The following is a 17,413-nucleotide window of genomic DNA, read 5'->3' on the forward strand; positions in this document are numbered from 1 at the left end:
ACCTCAAGACCCTTGGGGGCAATAAGAGCAGGAACTGCATTGTTCACTCTCTGTGATAGGGGTGAATATGAGAGGTGAGACTCCAGAGACGCATGGCTCACTCTCTATGATACGGATGATTGGTGGTGATGCTCCAGGCCCGATAGAGGCTCTCTGCCACCAGCACCCGCACCAGCGGATGGGGCAGGGTGAGCGGTGACAGTGACCAGCTCTGTTCGGCGGCAGCCTTGCACTCGGGGGACAAGCCTTCCGGCCCGCCTACCAGCAGAGCAACGTCACGGCCATCGAGTTTCCACGCCTCCAGCTGGGTCGCCAGCTGCTCCGTGGTCCAGGTCTTGCCCGGAATGTCGAGGGTGACGATGCGTGAGCGCCCCGCAGCCGCCAGCATGGCTTCCCCTTCCTTCAGCAGGATGCGGGGAATGTCGGCATTTTTGCCTCGTTTGCCTGCGCCGATCTCGACGAGTTCAAACGGCATGTCTTTGGGGAAGCGGCGACGATACTCTTCGAAGCCATGCTCTACCCAGGCGGGCATCTTGGTGCCCACCGCAATCAACTGGATCTTCATGGTCGTTACACTTGTGCTCTTATTGCGTATTCATTTGAGCGGCACCGCTCCACAGCTTTTCCAGTTGGTAGAAGTCACGATGTTCATCCTGCATCACATGCACGATCACCGAGCCCATATCTACCAGCACCCATTCACCGCTCAGTTGCCCTTCCACGCTCAGCAGATCCAGACCCGCGTGGCGGGCCTCGCTGGCCAGATGGTGGGCAATGGCGCTGACGTGACGACTGGAGTTGCCGGAACAGATGATCATGGTGTCAGTAATGCTGGATTTGCCGCGTACATCGAGGGTGATGATGTCGCGGCCTTTCATGTCATCGATCTTGTCGATGATAAAGGCTTGCAATTCTTGGCCTTGCAATGAGTCTCTCCTGTATTCCGGCGCGCAGCGTTTGCGTCAGGGCGGCGGATTATATCATGGTCACTCCCGTTTCCCATCGGGTGGGGCGGGATTACGACAGGGGCTAGCGGCGGTTGGCGCGGTAGAGCCCCTGTTGATCAATATAGTGCGCAACCGACTCGGGCAAGAGGTAGCGGGTGTCTTGCCCCCCATCCAGCAAGGCCCGCAGTCGGGTGGCTGACAGTTCGATGGGCTGGTTGTCCGCCAGCCAGATATGACCGGCCAGACGCTGATGCAGCGCGTTGGCATCCGCGGTGTGATGGCGCGCCAGCAGCTGCGCCACCCCGGCCGGATAATCCGGTTGCCAGCCCGGCCGCACGCTCACCACCAGATGGGCATAGTCGAGCAGCTCCTGCCAGCGGTGCCAGCTTGGCAGGCTCAGCAGGGAATCCATCCCCATCAGAAAACAGAGCGGCGTCTCGGGCAGTTCACGACGCAGCTCGATCAGGGTATCGATGGTGTAAGAGGGCTTGTCCCGTCTCAGCTCACGCTCATCTACCACAAAGTGGTGGTTCTCCGCCGCCGCCAGTTTGACCATGGCAAGGCGCTGTTCGCTGGAGCAGAACGGATTGGCACGGTGGGGCGGGATATGGTTCGGGATCAGCCGCATCTCGGCCAGCCCGAGGGCATCGCGCGCCTCGATGGCCGGGCGCAGATGGCCGATATGGATAGGATCGAACGTGCCCCCCAGCAGGCCAATGGGCGCCTTCAGCACGGGCTGCTCTCCATCACCAGCGGCAGCGGGGTGCCATCACGAAAGCCGAGGGCAATGGTCTGCAGCATCAGCCAGGCCTGTTCGGTATCGAAGCGGCGCTGGGCATCGTCCAGCTGGGCCATCAGTTGCCACAGTTGCTGTAACTTGGCAAATGGCAGGCGGGTCAGTGCTTGCTGAATGAGCTGCTGGCGGCTCTGCCAGATGCGCAGGCGGCTGAAGTGCTCCCCCAGCGGCTGGCCGTTGCGCATCGCCAGCGAGAGTTCGGTCAGCTGCTCCAGCTCGCGGCAAAGGGTCCAGGCCAGCATCCCCGGCTCGGTACCTTCGGCCCGCAGGGCGGCCAGAATGCGCTGGGCCCGGTTCACCTTGCCCTCCAGCAGGGTATCGACCAGCTGGAACGGGGTGAAGTGGGCGTGGCGGATAATGGTCTCTTGCAGATAGGTGACGCTGATGGGCTGGGGCGGCGAGAGCAGGGTCAGCTTCTCGATCTCCTGGCTGGCGGCCAGCAGGTTGCCCTCGTAGGAGTGGCACATGAAGTTGATGGCATCCGGCAGCGCCTTGAGGCCGAAACGCGCAAAGCGGGCGCTCATCCAGCGCGGGAAGAACTTGGGCTCCGGATGGTTGACCGGTACATAGGTGCCAATCTGGTAGAGCTTGTCGAACCAGGCTGCCTTCATCTGGGTCTGGTTGAGGCGACCTCCACTCAGCACCAGCAGCAGGTCGGGATGAAGCTGTTTGCCGATTTCGCTGATACGGGCAGCAAGATCCTTGTCCACCTTGGCGGGCAGCTCCAGCTCGATGATCTGGCGGGCGGAGAAGAGGCTCATGGCTTGACAGGCATCGTAGACCTGATTCCAGTCCAGCCCCTGTTCCACCACGAAGGTGTGGCGCTCATCGAAACCCTGCTTGCGGGCGACCTGACGGATGGCATCGATGGCCTCCAGTCGCAACAGGGGCTCGTCGCCAAAAACGAGATAGCAGGGCCGAAGCCCTGCTTTGAGGTGGTCACCAAATTGTTCCGGGTAAATCCGCATCAGAAGCTGACCTGACTCAACTGCCGGATCACCTGATTGGCCGCCTGCTCCTGCATCTCGCGGTTGAGCTGCTCCTGCTCACGGGAGGAGGCGAGCGCTGCATCCGGCTTGTTGAGGAAGCTGCGGTTGAAGTTGATGGGGAAGACCTGAGTCGGCTTGCCCGGTACCGAGATGGTGAACTGGGTACCAAAGCCCAGCACATATTCGGTGTCCGTCCCCAGCGCGTTGACCGAGGCGACCTGACTGGTGCTGCCTACACCGCCCAGAGTGAGCACCGGAATGCCCTCCTTGTCGGCCAGGGTCACGCCAGAGGCCTTCAGACGGGTGGTAACCATCCGGTAGAAGTCGCTCTTGTTGTCGCCCACGACCTTCATGGTCATCAGCTCGCTCGGAATGCCGTTGCCGCGCATGTGAAAGCCGCAGCCTTGCAGCAGCAGACCAGCCAGCACGATGGCCATCCAGCGGGTGAAGATGGTGCCCATAGAAAATCCTCTTTGCATTAAGGGAAAGCGGCGGGCGCAGGGCCCGCCGTTATCATCCGTTTGCTGTCACAGATTGGCAATGATCAGTTGGCAACCGATCAGTTAGCGACAATATTGAGCAGCTTGCCAGGTACATAGATCACCTTGCGCACGGTCAGACCGTCGGTGAACTTCTGCACGGAGGCATCAGCCATCGCCAGCTTCTCGACGTCGGCTTGGCTGATCTCGGCCGGTACGGTCAGCTTGCCGCGCATCTTGCCGTTGATCTGCACCACCACCAGCTTCTCGGTCTCGACCATGGCCGCTTCATCGGCCACTGGCCAGGCTGCGTGATCGATGTCGTCGCCCTTGCCCAGCATCTTCCACAGCTCGAAGCCGATGTGCGGAGTGATGGGGTAGAGCATGACTACCACAGCTTCCAGCGCTTCCTGCATCAGGGCGCGGTCCTGCTCGTCGCTGCCCAGCTTGGAGAGATTGTTCATCAGCTCCATGATGGCGGCGATGGCGGTGTTGAAGGTCTGACGGCGACCCACGTCATCGCTCACCTTGGCGATGGTCTTGTGCAGTTCACGGCGTACCGCTTTCTGCTCGTTGGTGAGAGCAGCTACATCGAGTGCGGCAACGGCGCCACCGGAAACGTGCTCGAAGGTGACGCGCCACAGGCGACGCAGGAAGCGCTGGGCCCCCTCTACGCCGGAGTCGGACCACTCCAGTGTCATCTCGGCCGGAGAGGCGAACATCATGAACAGACGGACGGTATCGGCGCCGTAACGCTCGACCATCAGCTGCGGGTCGATGCCGTTGTTCTTGGACTTGGACATCTTGGTCATGCCGGAGTGCATTACCTCACGACCTTCGTTGTCGATGGCCTTGGTGATGCGACCCTTCTCGTCACGCTCTACCTTGACGTCGGTTGGGCTGACCCAGACGTTGCCGCCCTTCTCGTCTTTGTAGTAGAAGGCGTCGGCCAGCACCATGCCCTGGCAGAGCAGACGCTTGAACGGCTCATCGCTGTTCACGAGGCCTGCGTCACGCAGCAGCTTGTGGAAGAAGCGGGCATAGAGCAGGTGCATACAGGCGTGTTCGATACCGCCGATGTACTGATCCACCGGCAGCCAGTGGTTGGCAGCAGCCGGATCCAGCATGCCCTTGTCGTAGTCCGGGGAGCAGTAGCGCGCGTAGTACCAGGAGGACTCCATAAAGGTGTCGAAGGTATCGGTCTCGCGGAACGCTTCCTGACCGTTGTAAGTGGTCTTGGCCCACTCGGCGTCAGCCTTGATTGGGCTCTGGATACCGTCCATCACCACATCTTCCGGCAGCAGTACCGGCAGCTGATCTTCCGGCGTCGGCACTACGGTGCCGTCAGCCAGGGTCAGCATCGGGATGGGGGCACCCCAGTAGCGCTGACGAGAGACACCCCAGTCACGCAGGCGGTAATTGACGGTGCGCTTGCCCTTGCCGAGCCCTTCCAGCTTGCTGGCGATGGCATCGAAGGCGCCCTGGAAGTCGAGACCGTCGAACTCGCCGGAGTTGAACAGCACGCCCTTCTCGGTGTAAGCGGCTTCGCTCACGTCGACGTCGCCATCAACCGGCTTGATGACCGCCTTGATGTCGAGGCCATATTTGGTGGCGAATTCGAAGTCACGCTGATCGTGGGCCGGAACTGCCATCACGGCGCCGGTGCCGTAGTTCATCAGCACGAAGTTGGCGACCCAGACCGGTACCTTGCGGCCATCCAGCGGGTGAATGGCATAGAGGCCGGTGGCCATGCCCTTCTTCTCCATGGTGGCCAGTTCTGCTTCGGCGACCTTGGTGTTCTTGCACTCTTCGATGAAGGCTGCCAGCTCCGGGTTGTTCTGGGCTGCTTGCAGCGCCAGCGGGTGACCGGCGGCGATACCGACGTAGGTGACGCCCATGAAGGTGTCCGGACGGGTGGTGTAGACCTCCAGCTGTTCAGCCTGACCCTCGATATTGAAGCTGATGTTGACCCCTTCGGAGCGGCCAATCCAGTTGCGCTGCATGGTCTTGACCATCTCCGGCCAGCCTTCCAGATTGTCGATGTCGTTGAGCAGCTCTTCGGCGTAGTCGGTGATCTTGATGAACCACTGGGGGATCTCTTTCTGCTCGACCGGGGTGTCACAGCGCCAGCAGCAGTTGTCGACTACCTGCTCGTTGGCCAGCACTGTCATGTCGTTCGGGCACCAGTTGACGGAGGAGGTCTTTTTGTAGACCAGACCCTTTTCGTAGAGCTTGGTGAAGAACCACTGCTCCCAGCGGTAGTAATCCGGTTTGCAGGTGGCGACTTCACGATCCCAGTCATAACCCAGACCCAGCATCTTCAGCTGGTTCTTCATGTATTCGATGTTTTCGTAGGTCCAGGGCGCCGGTGCGGTATTGTTTTTGATCGCGGCGTTCTCGGCCGGCAGACCGAATGCATCCCAACCTATGGGTTGCAGCACGTTCTTGCCATTGAGGCGTTGATAACGGGAGATCACATCACCTATGGTGTAGTTACGAACGTGCCCCATGTGTAGTCGACCAGACGGATAGGGGAACATGGACAGGCAGTAGAACTTCTCCTTGTCTACCTTCTCCACGGCCTTGAAGGTTTTCTTGGCATCCCAGTGCTTTTGCACTGCTGGTTCGATTGATTGGGGAACGTATTGCTCTTGCATTGGTGACATCCGGATCTGTGAAATGAATAGATAAATCAGCTGGGAAATCGCAATAGAATACCCATATCCTGCGGCGGCAACAACCGCCAGCGTCCCTTGGGCCTTAAGCCGGGCCAGATCAGGGTTTAGTAGAGGAGTTAGAGCCATGGACAAACGTCAAAAAGGGTACGAAGCCTTCATTGCCGAGCTGCAAAAACAGTGGCAAGAGACTGAAGAGTTCCAGGGGGAGCGCCTCAACCGGATGATTGCCAAGGTGCAGGCCTATCTGGAGGCTGCCAGCGACCTGACTCAGGACGAACTGGCGCTCATCGCCGAGTACGTGAAGCGGGATCTGGGCAACTATGACGAGGGGCGCCATGACGATAGTGCGCAGGTGGAAGAGTCTGCCTTTATGCTGGCCCTCAAAGACACCGCCTGGTCCTGGCTGGCGGATGTGACCGACCGCGCCCAGGTGGAGTGGCGGGAGCTGGCCGACGAGCTGGAGCATAAGGGTGTTTACGAAGCGGGTGACTGGGTGGGGCTCGGGGTCATGGTGTGCGACCAGTGTGGCTGGCGCCATACCGTGCTACACCCACAACAGCTCGATACTTGCCCCGAGTGCGGCTGCGCCGAGTATCATCGCGAGCCGCTCTCGCCCTGAGTCATGCCATCAAGGCGGACGAGATAACGAGCAAAAAGGCGCCATCAGGCGCCTTTTTCTTACTTGCAGGTTTCGTCGGGACGTTTACTTGCCTGCGACGGAGAGGCCACCAAAACGGATAAGCGGGGCGTAGAAGCCCTTGCCATCGTTGTGGTGCAGGGTGTCACCGACCGCTTCCAGCTCGCCCAGCAGGCGGTAGAAGTTGCCTGCTACCGTGATGCCGCGCACCGGCTGCAGTCGCACCCCATCGCGGCAGAGGAACCCTGACGCGCCAAAGGAGAAGTCGCCGCTCACCGCATCGGCACCCGAATGCAGGCCATCCAGCTTGACCAGCTCCAGATAGTCGCCGCTCTGCACTTCCGTTTCGCAGTGGGGGCCCGCGCCAAACACCAGATGGCGAGCGGTCACATCGAGGGCGCTGCGGGCACCGCGAGCGGCCGAGCCGTTGCTGGCGACGCCAAAGTGGCGGGCCGTGGCGCTGTTGTGGAGCAGGGTCTTCAGCTCCCCTTCGCCAATCAGCAGCAGATCCGAGCTGGCCGCCCCCTCGCCATCAAACGCCTTGATGTTCATGCCGCCAGGCATATAGACCCGGCTTTCCAGAGTGAGCCAGCGTGACGCCACGCTCTGGCCGACCTTGCTGCGCCAGGGGTTGATCCCCTGCTGGGCCCACTTGCCCGACAGCACGCCCTGAAAGCAGCCAAACAGGCTGGCGAAGCAGTTGGTACTGAAGATGACGCTGTAGCGACCGCTCGGCACCGCTTCACCGGGCAGCAGACCATCGGCGATGGCGTAGATCTGCTCGATCAGGGCCTGACTATCCAGCTCGTCGAAGCGACGGCCATACTGCCCCTGCGAGTGCATCGACTGGCGGCCATCCCGTTCCACCAGCGCCGAGCTGTAGCAGCCGACGCTGAACTCGCCGTGCTGACAGAGGGTGCCCTGACTGTTGGCGAGCCAGAGCTGGCTCTCACCTTCGAAGAAGCTGTTGTAGGGGGCGCCGCTCACATCGGGCATGGCCAGCATGTCAGATTCCAGGCGCAGGGCCAGAGCGATCTTCTCCTCAACCGGCGTGGTATCAGGCTGATTGATCTCGGCGCAATCTGTGGTGATACGGCTATTGGCCACCGAGATGCGCTGATCCGCATCCACCTTGGCAAAGCGGCTGGCATCGAGCGCATCCTGCAGCATGGCATCCAGCGCCAGCTCATCGAGGGATTCCGAGTAGGCGATGCCGACCCGACCCTCTTTTATCAGGCGAATACCGAGTTGCTGGCTGCTGGTGACCTTGTATTCACCCAGCTCGCCCTTGTCTGCCTTGAGGGAGAAGGCCTTCTCCTGATTGGCGATGATGTCTGCCTCGGCGTTGAGGTCGGCCACCTTGTCGAGCAGGCGGGTGAGCAGTTGGTTCATGTCGAGCTGGCTCATCAGGCGTTCCCTCCCACCAGAATATTGTCCACTTTGAGGGCCGGCTGGCCCACCGAGGTGGGGACCGAGCCCGAGACAGAGCCGCACATACCGGCGGCCAGCGCCAGATTGCGGCCCACCATGGAGATCTCTTTGAGCACCTGCGGGCCGGTGCCGATAAGGGTGGCTGACTTGAGCGGCTTGGTGATTTTGCCGTGCTCGATGAGGTAGGCCTCCTGCACATTGAAGTTGAATTCACCGGTGCCGGGCTGTACCGAGCCGCCCCCCATCTTCTTGGCGTAGATGCCGTGCTCCACCGTGGCCAGCATATCGTCGAGGCTGTGGTTGCCCGGTTCGATATAGGTGTTGCGCATGCGCGAGGTGGGGGCGTACTTGTAGGATTCGCGCCGCCCGGAGCCGGTGCGGGCGTAACCCGTCTTGAGGGCGCCCATTCTGTCCACCAGAAAGCCGGTCAGAACGCCGTCCTTGATGAGCTGGGTATGCTGGGTCGCCATCCCCTCGTCATCGACGTTGATGGAGCCCCAGGCGTTGCCTTGCAGTCCCTCGTCCACCGCATTGACCACCGGATTGGCGATGAGCTGGCCCATCTTGTCGTGGAATACCGACGCCTTCTTGGCCACCGAGGTGGTCTCCAGCAGATGACCGCACGCCTCGTGGAAGATGACGCCGCCAAAGCCGTTCTCCATGATGACCGGCAGGGTGCCGCTCGGGCAGGGAGCCGCGCCCAGTTTCACCAGTGCCTGACGGGTGGCGGTGAGGGCCAGCTCGCGCGGATCGATGCGATCGGCATGCTCCCAGCCCATCAGGGCGCCGGGGGCCTCGTAACCGACGCTCTGCTCGCTCCCTTCCATGGCGATGGTCTGGGCCATGATGCGGTTGTAGTGGCGGCGATCGGCCACTTGCACTCCTTCGCTGTTGAAGATCTCCACCTCCTGCTCCCAGCCCAGCACGTTGCCGGAGAACTGGCTCACCTTGCTGCTCTCGGCGCGGGCCGCCGCATCCATGGCGTGCAGATAGGCGATCTTCTGCTCCAGCAGCTTGTCTGCCGAGAGCGGCAGCGCCACCGGGTTGCGATCGCTCAGGCGGGTGAAATCGAAGGCGGTGGCTGTCACCACGGGGTCGCGGCGGTCTTTGGCCGCCAGCAGGGTGACGATGCGCAGCAGCTCGTCGCGGCTGGCTTGGTTGGTGTAGCCGTAGAGCACCTTGTGGCCGTAACAGAGGCGCACGCCGATGCCAAAATCGAGGCCACCGCTGATGTTCTCTATCTGGCTGGAGAGCAGGCTGAGCTGGCTGCGGCGCTTGCGCTCCACAAACAGCTCGGCGAAATCGGCACCCAGCGCCAGCGCGTGATCGAGCACGTCACGGGCGATGGCGGGGGCCAACAGGGAGAATGGGGTCATAGAATATCCTTTTCTGGTCTGTCCGTTTGCTTCCGACATCCGGCTCTGATTGTTATGGGATGTCGAGTCCATTGTTGCAGACCAGCACAAAAAAGTCGCTATAGCGTCATGCGATGATACCGATTGAGAAAATCGGTGCGATAACTGCGCCCGGGCGGCCACATCCACAGGGAGTGGCCGCCTTGAGATGAGTGAAAAAGATCAGAGCAGGGCGTGGATTTCGCTCAGGATCTGTTCGACCCACTGCTCGATGCGCGGATCGGTCTGGTCATACTGATTGGCATCGTCCAGCGCCAGCCCGACGAAGTGACGGCCATCGTCGATCAGTGCCTTGGAGGCATCGAATTCGTACCCTTCGTTGGGCCAGTAGCCCACCAGCTTGACCCCTTTTGGCACCAGCTGATCGTGCAGCATGCCGAGGGCGTCCTGGAACCATTCGCCATAACCGAGCTGATCGCCGAGGCCAAACAGGGCCACTATGCGTCCCTCCAGATGGAGATCGGCGATATCTTCCCAGCGGGACTCCCAGTCCTCCTGCAGTTCGCCAAAATCCCAGGTGGAGATGCCGAGGATCAGGATCTCGTAATCCTCCATCCGGCGCAGGGAGACATCCTTGATATTGTGAATATCCACCAGCTCGGGGCCGATGAGGGCGCGGATCTTCTCGGCAGCCATCTCGGTGTAGCAGGTGGTGGAACCGTAAAACAGACCAATCTTCATCGCTCTTCTCTCTGTTGGCGCTTTCTCGCTTGCTTTTGGCGCGTTCTCGCATGCTCGTGTGGGCTGCGCCATGTTGGCAACACGATGGGTAACGTAAGGGGAGGGCGCCAGTCTAGCAGATTGCCATTCGACCTTCACCGCCCGGCAAGGGGGGGGGGGCAAACGTGCCTTATCTTTCCAATGAAAGTGCCTTGTCTTTCCAAGGAGTTGGCGCGTTACAATGGGCCATCGATCCCCTGATTGCAGCGCACCATGAGCAAACCCGACCCCCATCCCCTGATTGAACCCTTTCTCGACGCCCTCTGGCTGGAGCGGGGATTGTCTGACAACACGGTCAGCTCCTATCGCAGCGACCTGGAGAAGTTCTCCCTCTGGCTCGACGAGCAGGGGAGCTCGCTGCTGCTGGCGGGGATGGACGAGATCCAGCACTACCTCGCCTGGCGGGTGGATCACCAGTTTGCGGCCAGCAGCACTGCCCGCTTTCTGTCGACCCTGCGCCGCTTTTACCAGTATCTCAACCGCGAGAAGCTGCGCAGCGACGATCCGACCGTGCTGCTGGAGGGGCCCAAGCTGCCGAAAAAACTCCCCTCAGATTTAAGCGAAACGGAAGTGGAAGCTCTGCTGAGTGCGCCGCTGGTGGATGACCCGCTGGAGCTGCGGGACAAGGCGATGCTGGAGCTGCTCTACGCCACCGGCTTGCGGGTTTCCGAGTTGGTGGGGCTCACTGCCGAGCATGTCAGTTTGCGTCAGGGCTTGGTGCGCGTAGTGGGCAAGGGCAACAAGGAGCGGCTGGTGCCGATGGGCGAGGAGGCGATGCACTGGCTGGAGCGTTACTACCGGGAGGCCCGCACCCTGCTGCTGGGGGGCACCAGCTCGGATGTGGTGTTTCCCTCCAAGCAGGCGCGCATGATGACCCGCCAGACCTTCTGGCACCGCATCAAGCTCTATGCCCTGCGGGCCGGGATTAACGGCGAGCTCTCCCCCCATACCTTGCGCCACGCCTTTGCCACCCATCTGCTCAACCACGGCGCCGACCTGCGAGTGGTACAGATGCTGCTGGGCCATGCGGATCTCTCCACCACCCAGATCTACACCCATGTGGCCAACGAGCGACTCAAGGTGCTGCACGGGGAGCACCACCCCAGAGCCTGAGTGGCTGGCCTCCCAAAAACAAAAAACCGCCAGCAGGCGGTTTTTTTATCTCTACACGACAGGAGATAGCGCTTATTTCCCTTGCTGGGATTTCAGCAGATCACGGATCTCGGTCAGCAGCTCCTGATCCTTGGTCGGGCCTGCCGGGGCGGCGGCTTCCTCTTCCTGCTTCTTCTTGAGGGTGTTGATGGCCTTCAGTCCCATGAAGATGGCGAAGGAGATGATCAGAAAGTCGATGATGGTCTGGATGAACTTGCCATAGGCGATGACCACGGCGGGTGTTGTACCTTCTGCGGCCTTCAGGGTGACCGCCAGGTCGCTGAAGTCCACGCCGCCCAGGATCAGGCCGATGGGCGGCATGATCACGTCACCGACAAAAGAGGAGACAATTTTGCCGAAGGCGGCACCAATGATGATACCGACCGCCATATCGATAACGTTGCCGCGTGCGGCAAAGGCTTTGAACTCTTGAATCAGACTCATTATTTCCTCCGAAATTAAACAAGATAGCGCGTTGATTACCCTTGCCAAAGGGCGAACTCTTGTCAGGAAAAACAGAGGCGAAGCCGCGTTGTTCCTGTCGTCCTGACTAGCTTGCGGGCGTTATGAGTCCTTGGCAATCGGGGGGAACCATTTTTTTGGTACAAAGTGATATTAATTTTTTGGTAAGTAGCTGGTTGAATGATGAGCTGTGCTGCTGTAGTTTGCTGGGTCGATTCATTCATACCACGTGAGTAAACAAGTGAAGTATTTACTACTGGGAATGATGCTTTTGTGCACATTTGCTGCCAGAGCGGGGATGGATACCCAAGCCTTGAAACAGACCATCACAGCCCGGCTGGGGGTCCCCGTCTATCTGGTTGAACCGACCCCGATCGCGGGGTTGTATATGCTGGGCACCTCACAGGGGGTGCTCTACAGCGATGCCAAAGGGGATTATGTGGTGCAGGGGGTCATGCTGGATATGACCCGCGACATGAAGAACCTGACCATCTCGGGTATGCGCGAGCAGCGCCGACTTGGTCTGGCGCAGGTGGCTCATGTCCCCGTCGTGCTCAAGGCCCGTGATGAGCGTCACCGGGTTGCGCTGTTTCTCGGCGAGCAGGACGCAAAGCGCCGTCAGCTCTCCGGCACCTTGCAACACCTGCAGGCATCCGGGGTGAGCGTGGCACTCTATCCGGTGATTGATCACGCCGAACGGGCCGCCGACTGGTGCAGCGATCCCCTACTGCAAAATGATCCGTTAAAAGCCTATTTGCCTCAAACGGCATGTAGTGAGACCCTTATCCAAAATATTGGCCTGAGCCAATGGTTGGGGGTCAAGGTACTGCCGGCCTGGGTCTCCTCCGATGGGGATCTGGTGCGCGGGTATCAGAGCCCCGAACAGCTGCTCAAGATACTGGATCATATTGATGTCCCTGCAAATCCGTCGTCGTCCGCGAGTTGATGATTCCCATCTGCCTGCCACTTTGCATCCCCTGCTTCGCCAAATCTTCGCCAGCCGTGGCGTAGAGGATCCCGCCCTGCTGGAGCGCAGTGCCAGCCAGCTGTTGCCGCCCCAGCGCCTCTATGGCATGGAGCAGGCGGTGCCGCTGCTGGCGGAGGCTCTGACTGCCCAGAAACGGATCCTGATTGTCGGCGACTTCGACTGCGATGGTGCCACCAGTTCGGCCCTGTGTGTGCTGGCCCTGCGCGCCATGGGCGGTCGCCACATCGATTTTCTGGTGCCCAACCGCTTCGAGTTTGGCTACGGCCTTACCCCCGAAATTGTCGAGCTGGCGGTGGCCCGTGGCGCCGAGTTTCTTATCACGGTGGATAACGGCATCTCCAGCATCGCCGGGGTGGCGGCAGCCAAGGCGGCGGGCATGCAGGTACTGGTTACCGATCACCATTTACCGGGTCAGGAGCTGCCTGACGCCGATGCCATCGTCAACCCGAACCAGCATGGTTGCGATTTCCCCTCCAAGTCGCTGGCCGGGGTGGGGGTGGCCTTCTATCTGATGGCGGCCCTCAACACCCATCTGCGTCAGCTCGGCTGGTACGAACGGCAAGGGTTGCGCGCCCCCAATGTGGCGGATTACCTCGATCTGGTGGCCCTAGGCACGGTCGCCGATGTGGTGGCGCTCGATGGCAACAACCGTATTCTGGTCCATCAGGGCTTGCAGCGGATCCGGGCCGGGCGCTGTCGCCCCGGCATTCAGGCGCTGGTGGATGTGTCGGGCCGCGATGGTCGCCGCCTCACCGCCGCCGACCTCGGCTTTGCGCTGGGGCCGCGCCTCAACGCGGTGGGCCGTCTCGATGATATGTCCCTCGGGGTTGCCTGTCTGCTCTGCGATGATCTCAATTTGGCGCGCCAGCTTGCGGCCGAGATGGACAGCCTCAATCAGGAGCGCAAGGAGATCGAGCAGGGGATGCAACAGGAGGCCCTCGCCACTCTGGAGCAGATCCGTTTTCGCGATGGCGAGGTGCCGTCGGGCATAGTGCTGCACCGCAACGAGTGGCATCAGGGGGTGGTGGGGCTGGTAGCCTCCAAGGTGAAGGAGAAGTACTACCGCCCGGTCATTGCCTTTGCCGAGAGCAGCGAGACCGAGCTCAAGGGCTCCGGCCGCTCCATCCCCGGCGTGCACCTGCGCGATGCACTGGAACTGCTCGATACCCGCCATCCGGGGCTGATGGGCAAGTTTGGCGGCCACGCCATGGCGGCGGGGCTGACCCTGCCCAAGGCCAACATCGAGGCGTTCGGTCGGGCCTTTGAGGCAGTCATCAGCGAGCTGGTGACACCGGAGCTCTTGACCGGGGTGCTGCTCACCGATGGCGAGCTGCTGCCGGACGAGCTCACTCTCGAGCTGGCAGAGCTGATTCGCGCCTCCGGCCCCTGGGGTCAGGCCTTCCCCGAGCCGCTGTTTGACGGCGAATTCGTGCTGGTGCAGCAGCGGCTGGTGGGGGAGAAGCACCTCAAGATGATGCTGACAACCGATTCTGGTCACGCGGTGGATGCCATCGCCTTCGGCGTCGATCTCAAGCGCTGGCCCGATGCCTCGGTGAAGCGGGTGCGGCTTGTCTACCGGCTCGATGTCAACGAGTGGCGCGGCAACCGCAGCGTGCAGCTGCTGGTGGAGCATCTGGAGGCAGCCGGTCTCTGAGCTGGGAGCATCGCTGCTTTATCGCAGATAGCGCCAACAAAAACGGCCACCCTCGGGTGGCCGTTTTTGTTGGCAGATCTCTGGAAAAGGGCGTTGACCTGTCTATAGCTTTACAGTTTAAGCTCGTCTCTATCGGGTCACCTGAGGGCCCGCACCGTGAGTGATTGCCATGAAAATATCCGAACTGGCCCGCCGCTGCGGCCTCGCCCGCTCCACCCTGCTCTATTACGAGAAGCTGGGGGTGATTACCGGTACCCGGGCCGCCAACGGCTATCGCCACTATGACGAGGGGGATCTGCAGCGACTGCAGATGGTTCAGGCCCTGCAGGCAGGTGGCCTCAGCCTCAAGCAGTGCCTCGCCTGTCTGGCTGGCGAGATAGATCAGGCGGCATTGCTGGCCCGGGTCAGGGAGCTGGATGAGGAGCTGGCGCGGATGCAGCGCGCCCGGGATCTGTTGGCGGATCTGGCAGGGCTGCGCCCGCGCTCCGGTGAGGAATTCAAGGCCTGGCAGCTGCAACTGCAGCGCGAGGCACCGGAGGCCTACTTCGCTTGGGTGATGAAACAGGGTTTTAGCGAGAAAGATCGCTACCACTTGCAATGGTTGAGCAAAGACATGAATGAACATGAGCGTTACATCAAGGACTTTATCCAGCTGCTGGATGGCATGAGTTACTGGGGGCCGGGGGATCGCGCCTTCACCCAGCAGCAGTTTGCCGCCTTGCCCATCCGGCCGCGCCGTATCCTCGACATGGGCTGCGGGCGCGGTGCCTCGACCATGGCGCTGGCTCAGGTGACCGATGCCGCCATTGTGGCCATCGATCTGGAAGAGGAGGCGCTGGCCGCCGTGGCGCACTCTGCCCGTGCTGCGGGCTTTGAGCATGTCTCCACCCTCTGCGCCAACATGGCGGCACTGCCGGACGATCTGGTCCCGGCCGACCTCATCTGGGCAGAGGGGAGCGCTTACGTGATGGGGGTTGCCAATGCACTGAAGGCGTGGCGTCCACTGCTCGCGAGCCCACAGGCTTGCATCGTGCTCAGTGATGTGGTCTGGCTGACCGATAACCCGCCAGAGGCGGCGTTGGCATTCTGGCAGCAGGATTATCCCGCCATGCAGACGCTGGCGGGCCTGCTTGAGACGGTACAAGCGGCAGGCTACCGCTGCCTGTCACACACCCCCTTGCCGATGAGCGCCTGGAACAACTATCTGGATCCCATCGAGGTCAATCTGGAGCGCTATCGTGACGAGCTGGGGGAGAGTGCCGCCTGGCAGGACTTGAGCCGGGAAGTGGCCATCCACCGCCAATATCTGGGCAGTTACGGCTATGTGATCTGCTGCCTGCAAAAAGATGCGTGATTAGCTGTCGTAAAAAAACGAGGCGCCTGCGGGCGCCTCGTTGTTTATCAGGGATGGTGGATGGCCATTACAGCTCGCGGGCCCAGGGGTGAGCCTTGGGGCGCAGCGCCAGCGCCAGACCCAGCAGCAGCACGGTCAGACCGTAGAGGGGCCAGCTGCCAAAGCGCATATAGGGGGTCTCACCGTGGGCGGGACGCACCTCGCTGCGCAGCACGCCCGCTTCAAACTGCGGGATCTGGCCGATGATGCTGCCATCGATCTCGGTAACGATGGTGATGCCGGTATTGGTATCCCGTAGCAGCGGACGAGCTAGCTCCAGCGCGCGCATCCGGGCGATCTCCATATGTTGCCAAGGGCCGATGCTGGTGCCGAACCAGGCGTCGTTGGAGACGGTCAGCAGGAAGTCGGTATCGGTATTGACGTTGCGGCGCACCTCTTCCGGGAAGATGATCTCGTAGCAGATGGCGGCGGCAAACTTGAGCCCCTTGGCGATCAGGTTTGTCTGTACTTCGTCACCTCGGCTGAAAGAGGACATCGGCAGGTTGAAGAAGGGGGCGATGGGGCGCAACAGATCTTCAAACGGCACGAACTCGCCGATGGGCAGCAGGTGGTACTTGTTGTAGCGGTTGGAGTGGTTGTAGAAGTAGGACTCCTTGCCATCCGCATCCTGCACCCCCATGCCGAGCACGGTATTGTAGAAGCGCTGTTGCTGCTCGTCGTAGTGAATGATCCCGGCCAGCAGGCCGGTATCGTTCACCTTCATCGCCTTGTCCAGATTCTCCAGATAGGGGCCCATCGCCTTCTCGATGGCCGGGATCGCCGACTCCGGCCAGATGATGATGTCAGCATCCTGATTCTCGCGGCTCAAGTCCTGATAGGTGCGCACCGTGGGGGCCAGCGCCTCCGGATCCCATTTGAGGGATTGGGCGATATTGCCCTGCACCAGTGCCACCTTGACCGGCTCGCCACGGGTCACCCAGTTGAGCTGCATCAGACCGTGGGCACCGGCCACCAGCAGGGCAGGCACCGCCAGCCAGAGCGGGGAGCGGGACTTCCACACCAGCCAGATAGCGGAGGCGGACAGCAACAGGGCGAGGGTGATGCCCTGCACCCCGAGAATGGGGGCAAAGCCCTTGAGGGGGCCGTCGATCTGGCTGTAACCAAACCAGAGCCAGGGGAAGCCGGTCATCACCCAGCCGCGCAGCCAGTCAGCGACCAACCAGAGGGCCGGGAAGGCGAGCAGCCAGCGGCTCCAGTGACGGCCGCCAAAGAAGCGGGCAAAGACCCAGCAGGCGAGCGTCGGGTAGAGTGCCAGATAGGCGGAGAGCCCGGCTAGCAGCACGAAGGCGACCGGCAGCGGGATGCCGCCAAACTCGGTCATGCTGACATGGATCCACCATAGTCCCGGCAAAAAGAGTCCCATGGCGTAGCCAAAACCGCGCCAGGCGGCCTGTTTCGGCGTGGCTTTGTCCAGCAGGGCGTAGAGGCCAAGCAGGGAGGGGATCACCAGCGGCCAGTAGCCGAAGGGGGAGAAGGCCAGCACGGCGATGGCACCAGAGGCCAATGCACTGAGGCTTAACAGAATTTTGGAAGTAACAGGGGATAATCTCACGGGCGATGGTGCTCGTCTTGGTGTGCAACTGGGGTCGAATGGCCGGTATCTTAACCTGTAAGCGGGGCAACGGCGAGCCTCGATGCCGGTGGCAGAGAG

General features: G+C 61.2%; 16 protein-coding genes. 5 read left to right on the forward strand and 11 right to left on the reverse strand.

Translation table 11 applies throughout. The annotated features are described in order from the left end of the window. Positions 1 to 97: 97 nt before the first annotated feature. From rlmH to leuS, 6 genes are all read right to left on the reverse strand, one after another. Positions 98 to 565: a 23S rRNA (pseudouridine(1915)-N(3))-methyltransferase RlmH gene (gene rlmH, locus AB5Y99_RS20040; protein ID WP_368210686.1), complete on the reverse strand. Its 468-nt coding sequence runs from the start codon at positions 563 to 565 to the stop codon at positions 98 to 100. A 19-nt stretch (positions 566 to 584) separates the two neighbouring features. After that, complete coding sequence (rsfS, locus tag AB5Y99_RS20045) at positions 585 to 926, reverse strand: ribosome silencing factor (RefSeq protein WP_101529552.1); 342 nt, start codon at positions 924 to 926, stop codon at positions 585 to 587. Between the two features lie 103 nt (positions 927 to 1,029). Then, positions 1,030 to 1,680, reverse strand: a complete 651-nt coding sequence (nadD, locus tag AB5Y99_RS20050) for a nicotinate-nucleotide adenylyltransferase (protein WP_335832458.1) — start codon at positions 1,678 to 1,680, stop codon at positions 1,030 to 1,032. Beyond that, on the reverse strand, positions 1,674 to 2,711 hold the full coding sequence (gene holA / locus AB5Y99_RS20055; RefSeq protein WP_042054737.1) for a DNA polymerase III subunit delta: 1,038 nt from the start codon (positions 2,709 to 2,711) through the stop codon (positions 1,674 to 1,676). Before holA ends, nadD begins: the two co-directional genes overlap by 7 nt. After that, entirely contained in the window at positions 2,711 to 3,193 is a 483-nt protein-coding gene (gene lptE, locus AB5Y99_RS20060) for an LPS assembly lipoprotein LptE (RefSeq protein WP_005335160.1), read from the reverse strand. Before lptE ends, holA begins: the two co-directional genes overlap by 1 nt. A gap of 98 nt (positions 3,194 to 3,291) precedes the next feature. Next, positions 3,292 to 5,868: a leucine--tRNA ligase gene (gene leuS / locus AB5Y99_RS20065; protein WP_368210689.1), complete on the reverse strand. Its 2,577-nt coding sequence runs from the start codon at positions 5,866 to 5,868 to the stop codon at positions 3,292 to 3,294. A gap of 145 nt (positions 5,869 to 6,013) precedes the next feature. On the opposite strand from leuS, the gene AB5Y99_RS20070 reads away from it, so the two are divergent. Beyond that, a complete protein-coding gene (locus tag AB5Y99_RS20070; RefSeq protein ID WP_005335155.1) occupies positions 6,014 to 6,508 on the forward strand; it encodes a zinc ribbon-containing protein in 495 nt (164 codons plus the stop codon). A gap of 84 nt (positions 6,509 to 6,592) precedes the next feature. On the opposite strand, the gene AB5Y99_RS20075 is transcribed toward AB5Y99_RS20070, so the two are convergent. From AB5Y99_RS20075 to fldB, 3 genes are all read right to left on the reverse strand, one after another. Beyond that, on the reverse strand, positions 6,593 to 7,933 hold the full coding sequence (locus AB5Y99_RS20075; protein ID WP_159157481.1) for a TldD/PmbA family protein: 1,341 nt from the start codon (positions 7,931 to 7,933) through the stop codon (positions 6,593 to 6,595). After that, on the reverse strand, positions 7,933 to 9,333 hold the full coding sequence (locus AB5Y99_RS20080; RefSeq protein ID WP_159157480.1) for a TldD/PmbA family protein: 1,401 nt from the start codon (positions 9,331 to 9,333) through the stop codon (positions 7,933 to 7,935). The genes AB5Y99_RS20075 and AB5Y99_RS20080 overlap by 1 nt, the downstream gene beginning before the upstream one ends. 201 nt (positions 9,334 to 9,534) lie before the next feature. Further along, the gene (fldB, locus tag AB5Y99_RS20085; protein WP_005335151.1) at positions 9,535 to 10,053 is read right to left on the reverse strand and encodes a flavodoxin FldB; all 519 of its coding nucleotides are present in this window, start codon (positions 10,051 to 10,053) and stop codon (positions 9,535 to 9,537) included. Between the two features lie 252 nt (positions 10,054 to 10,305). Here fldB and xerD point away from each other — a divergent pair, with 252 nt between their 5' ends. Further along, positions 10,306 to 11,205 carry a site-specific tyrosine recombinase XerD gene (gene xerD, locus AB5Y99_RS20090; RefSeq protein WP_368210691.1) on the forward strand — a complete coding sequence of 300 codons (900 nt, stop codon included), beginning with the start codon at positions 10,306 to 10,308 and terminating at the stop codon, positions 11,203 to 11,205. Positions 11,206 to 11,277: 72 nt separating this feature from the next. Here the strand turns inward: xerD and mscL are convergent, their stop codons facing one another. Beyond that, positions 11,278 to 11,688 carry a large-conductance mechanosensitive channel protein MscL gene (gene mscL / locus AB5Y99_RS20095; protein ID WP_042054731.1) on the reverse strand — a complete coding sequence of 137 codons (411 nt, stop codon included), beginning with the start codon at positions 11,686 to 11,688 and terminating at the stop codon, positions 11,278 to 11,280. A gap of 316 nt (positions 11,689 to 12,004) precedes the next feature. Here mscL and AB5Y99_RS20100 point away from each other — a divergent pair, with 316 nt between their 5' ends. The 3 genes from AB5Y99_RS20100 to AB5Y99_RS20110 all read left to right on the forward strand — a co-directional run bounded on the left by AB5Y99_RS20100 (position 12,005) and on the right by AB5Y99_RS20110 (position 15,702). Continuing rightward, the gene (locus AB5Y99_RS20100) at positions 12,005 to 12,652 is read left to right on the forward strand and encodes a disulfide isomerase DsbC N-terminal domain-containing protein (RefSeq protein ID WP_236319123.1); all 648 of its coding nucleotides are present in this window, start codon (positions 12,005 to 12,007) and stop codon (positions 12,650 to 12,652) included. Continuing rightward, positions 12,618 to 14,348, forward strand: coding sequence for a single-stranded-DNA-specific exonuclease RecJ (gene recJ / locus AB5Y99_RS20105; protein ID WP_216978180.1), 1,731 nt, complete (start codon positions 12,618 to 12,620; stop codon positions 14,346 to 14,348). The genes AB5Y99_RS20100 and recJ overlap by 35 nt, the downstream gene beginning before the upstream one ends. A 169-nt stretch (positions 14,349 to 14,517) precedes the next feature. Further along, positions 14,518 to 15,702 carry a MerR family transcriptional regulator gene (locus AB5Y99_RS20110; RefSeq protein ID WP_368210694.1) on the forward strand — a complete coding sequence of 395 codons (1,185 nt, stop codon included), beginning with the start codon at positions 14,518 to 14,520 and terminating at the stop codon, positions 15,700 to 15,702. Between the two features lie 67 nt (positions 15,703 to 15,769). On the opposite strand, the gene lnt is transcribed toward AB5Y99_RS20110, so the two are convergent. Then, positions 15,770 to 17,314 (reverse strand): apolipoprotein N-acyltransferase, encoded by a 1,545-nt coding sequence (gene lnt / locus AB5Y99_RS20115; protein WP_323893086.1) that lies wholly within the window; start codon positions 17,312 to 17,314, stop codon positions 15,770 to 15,772. Positions 17,315 to 17,413: the final 99 nt, after the last annotated feature.

Origin of the sequence: Aeromonas sp. R4-2, from assembly GCF_040908295.1 — a bacterium.
GTDB lineage: Bacteria > Pseudomonadota > Gammaproteobacteria > Enterobacterales > Aeromonadaceae > Aeromonas > Aeromonas veronii.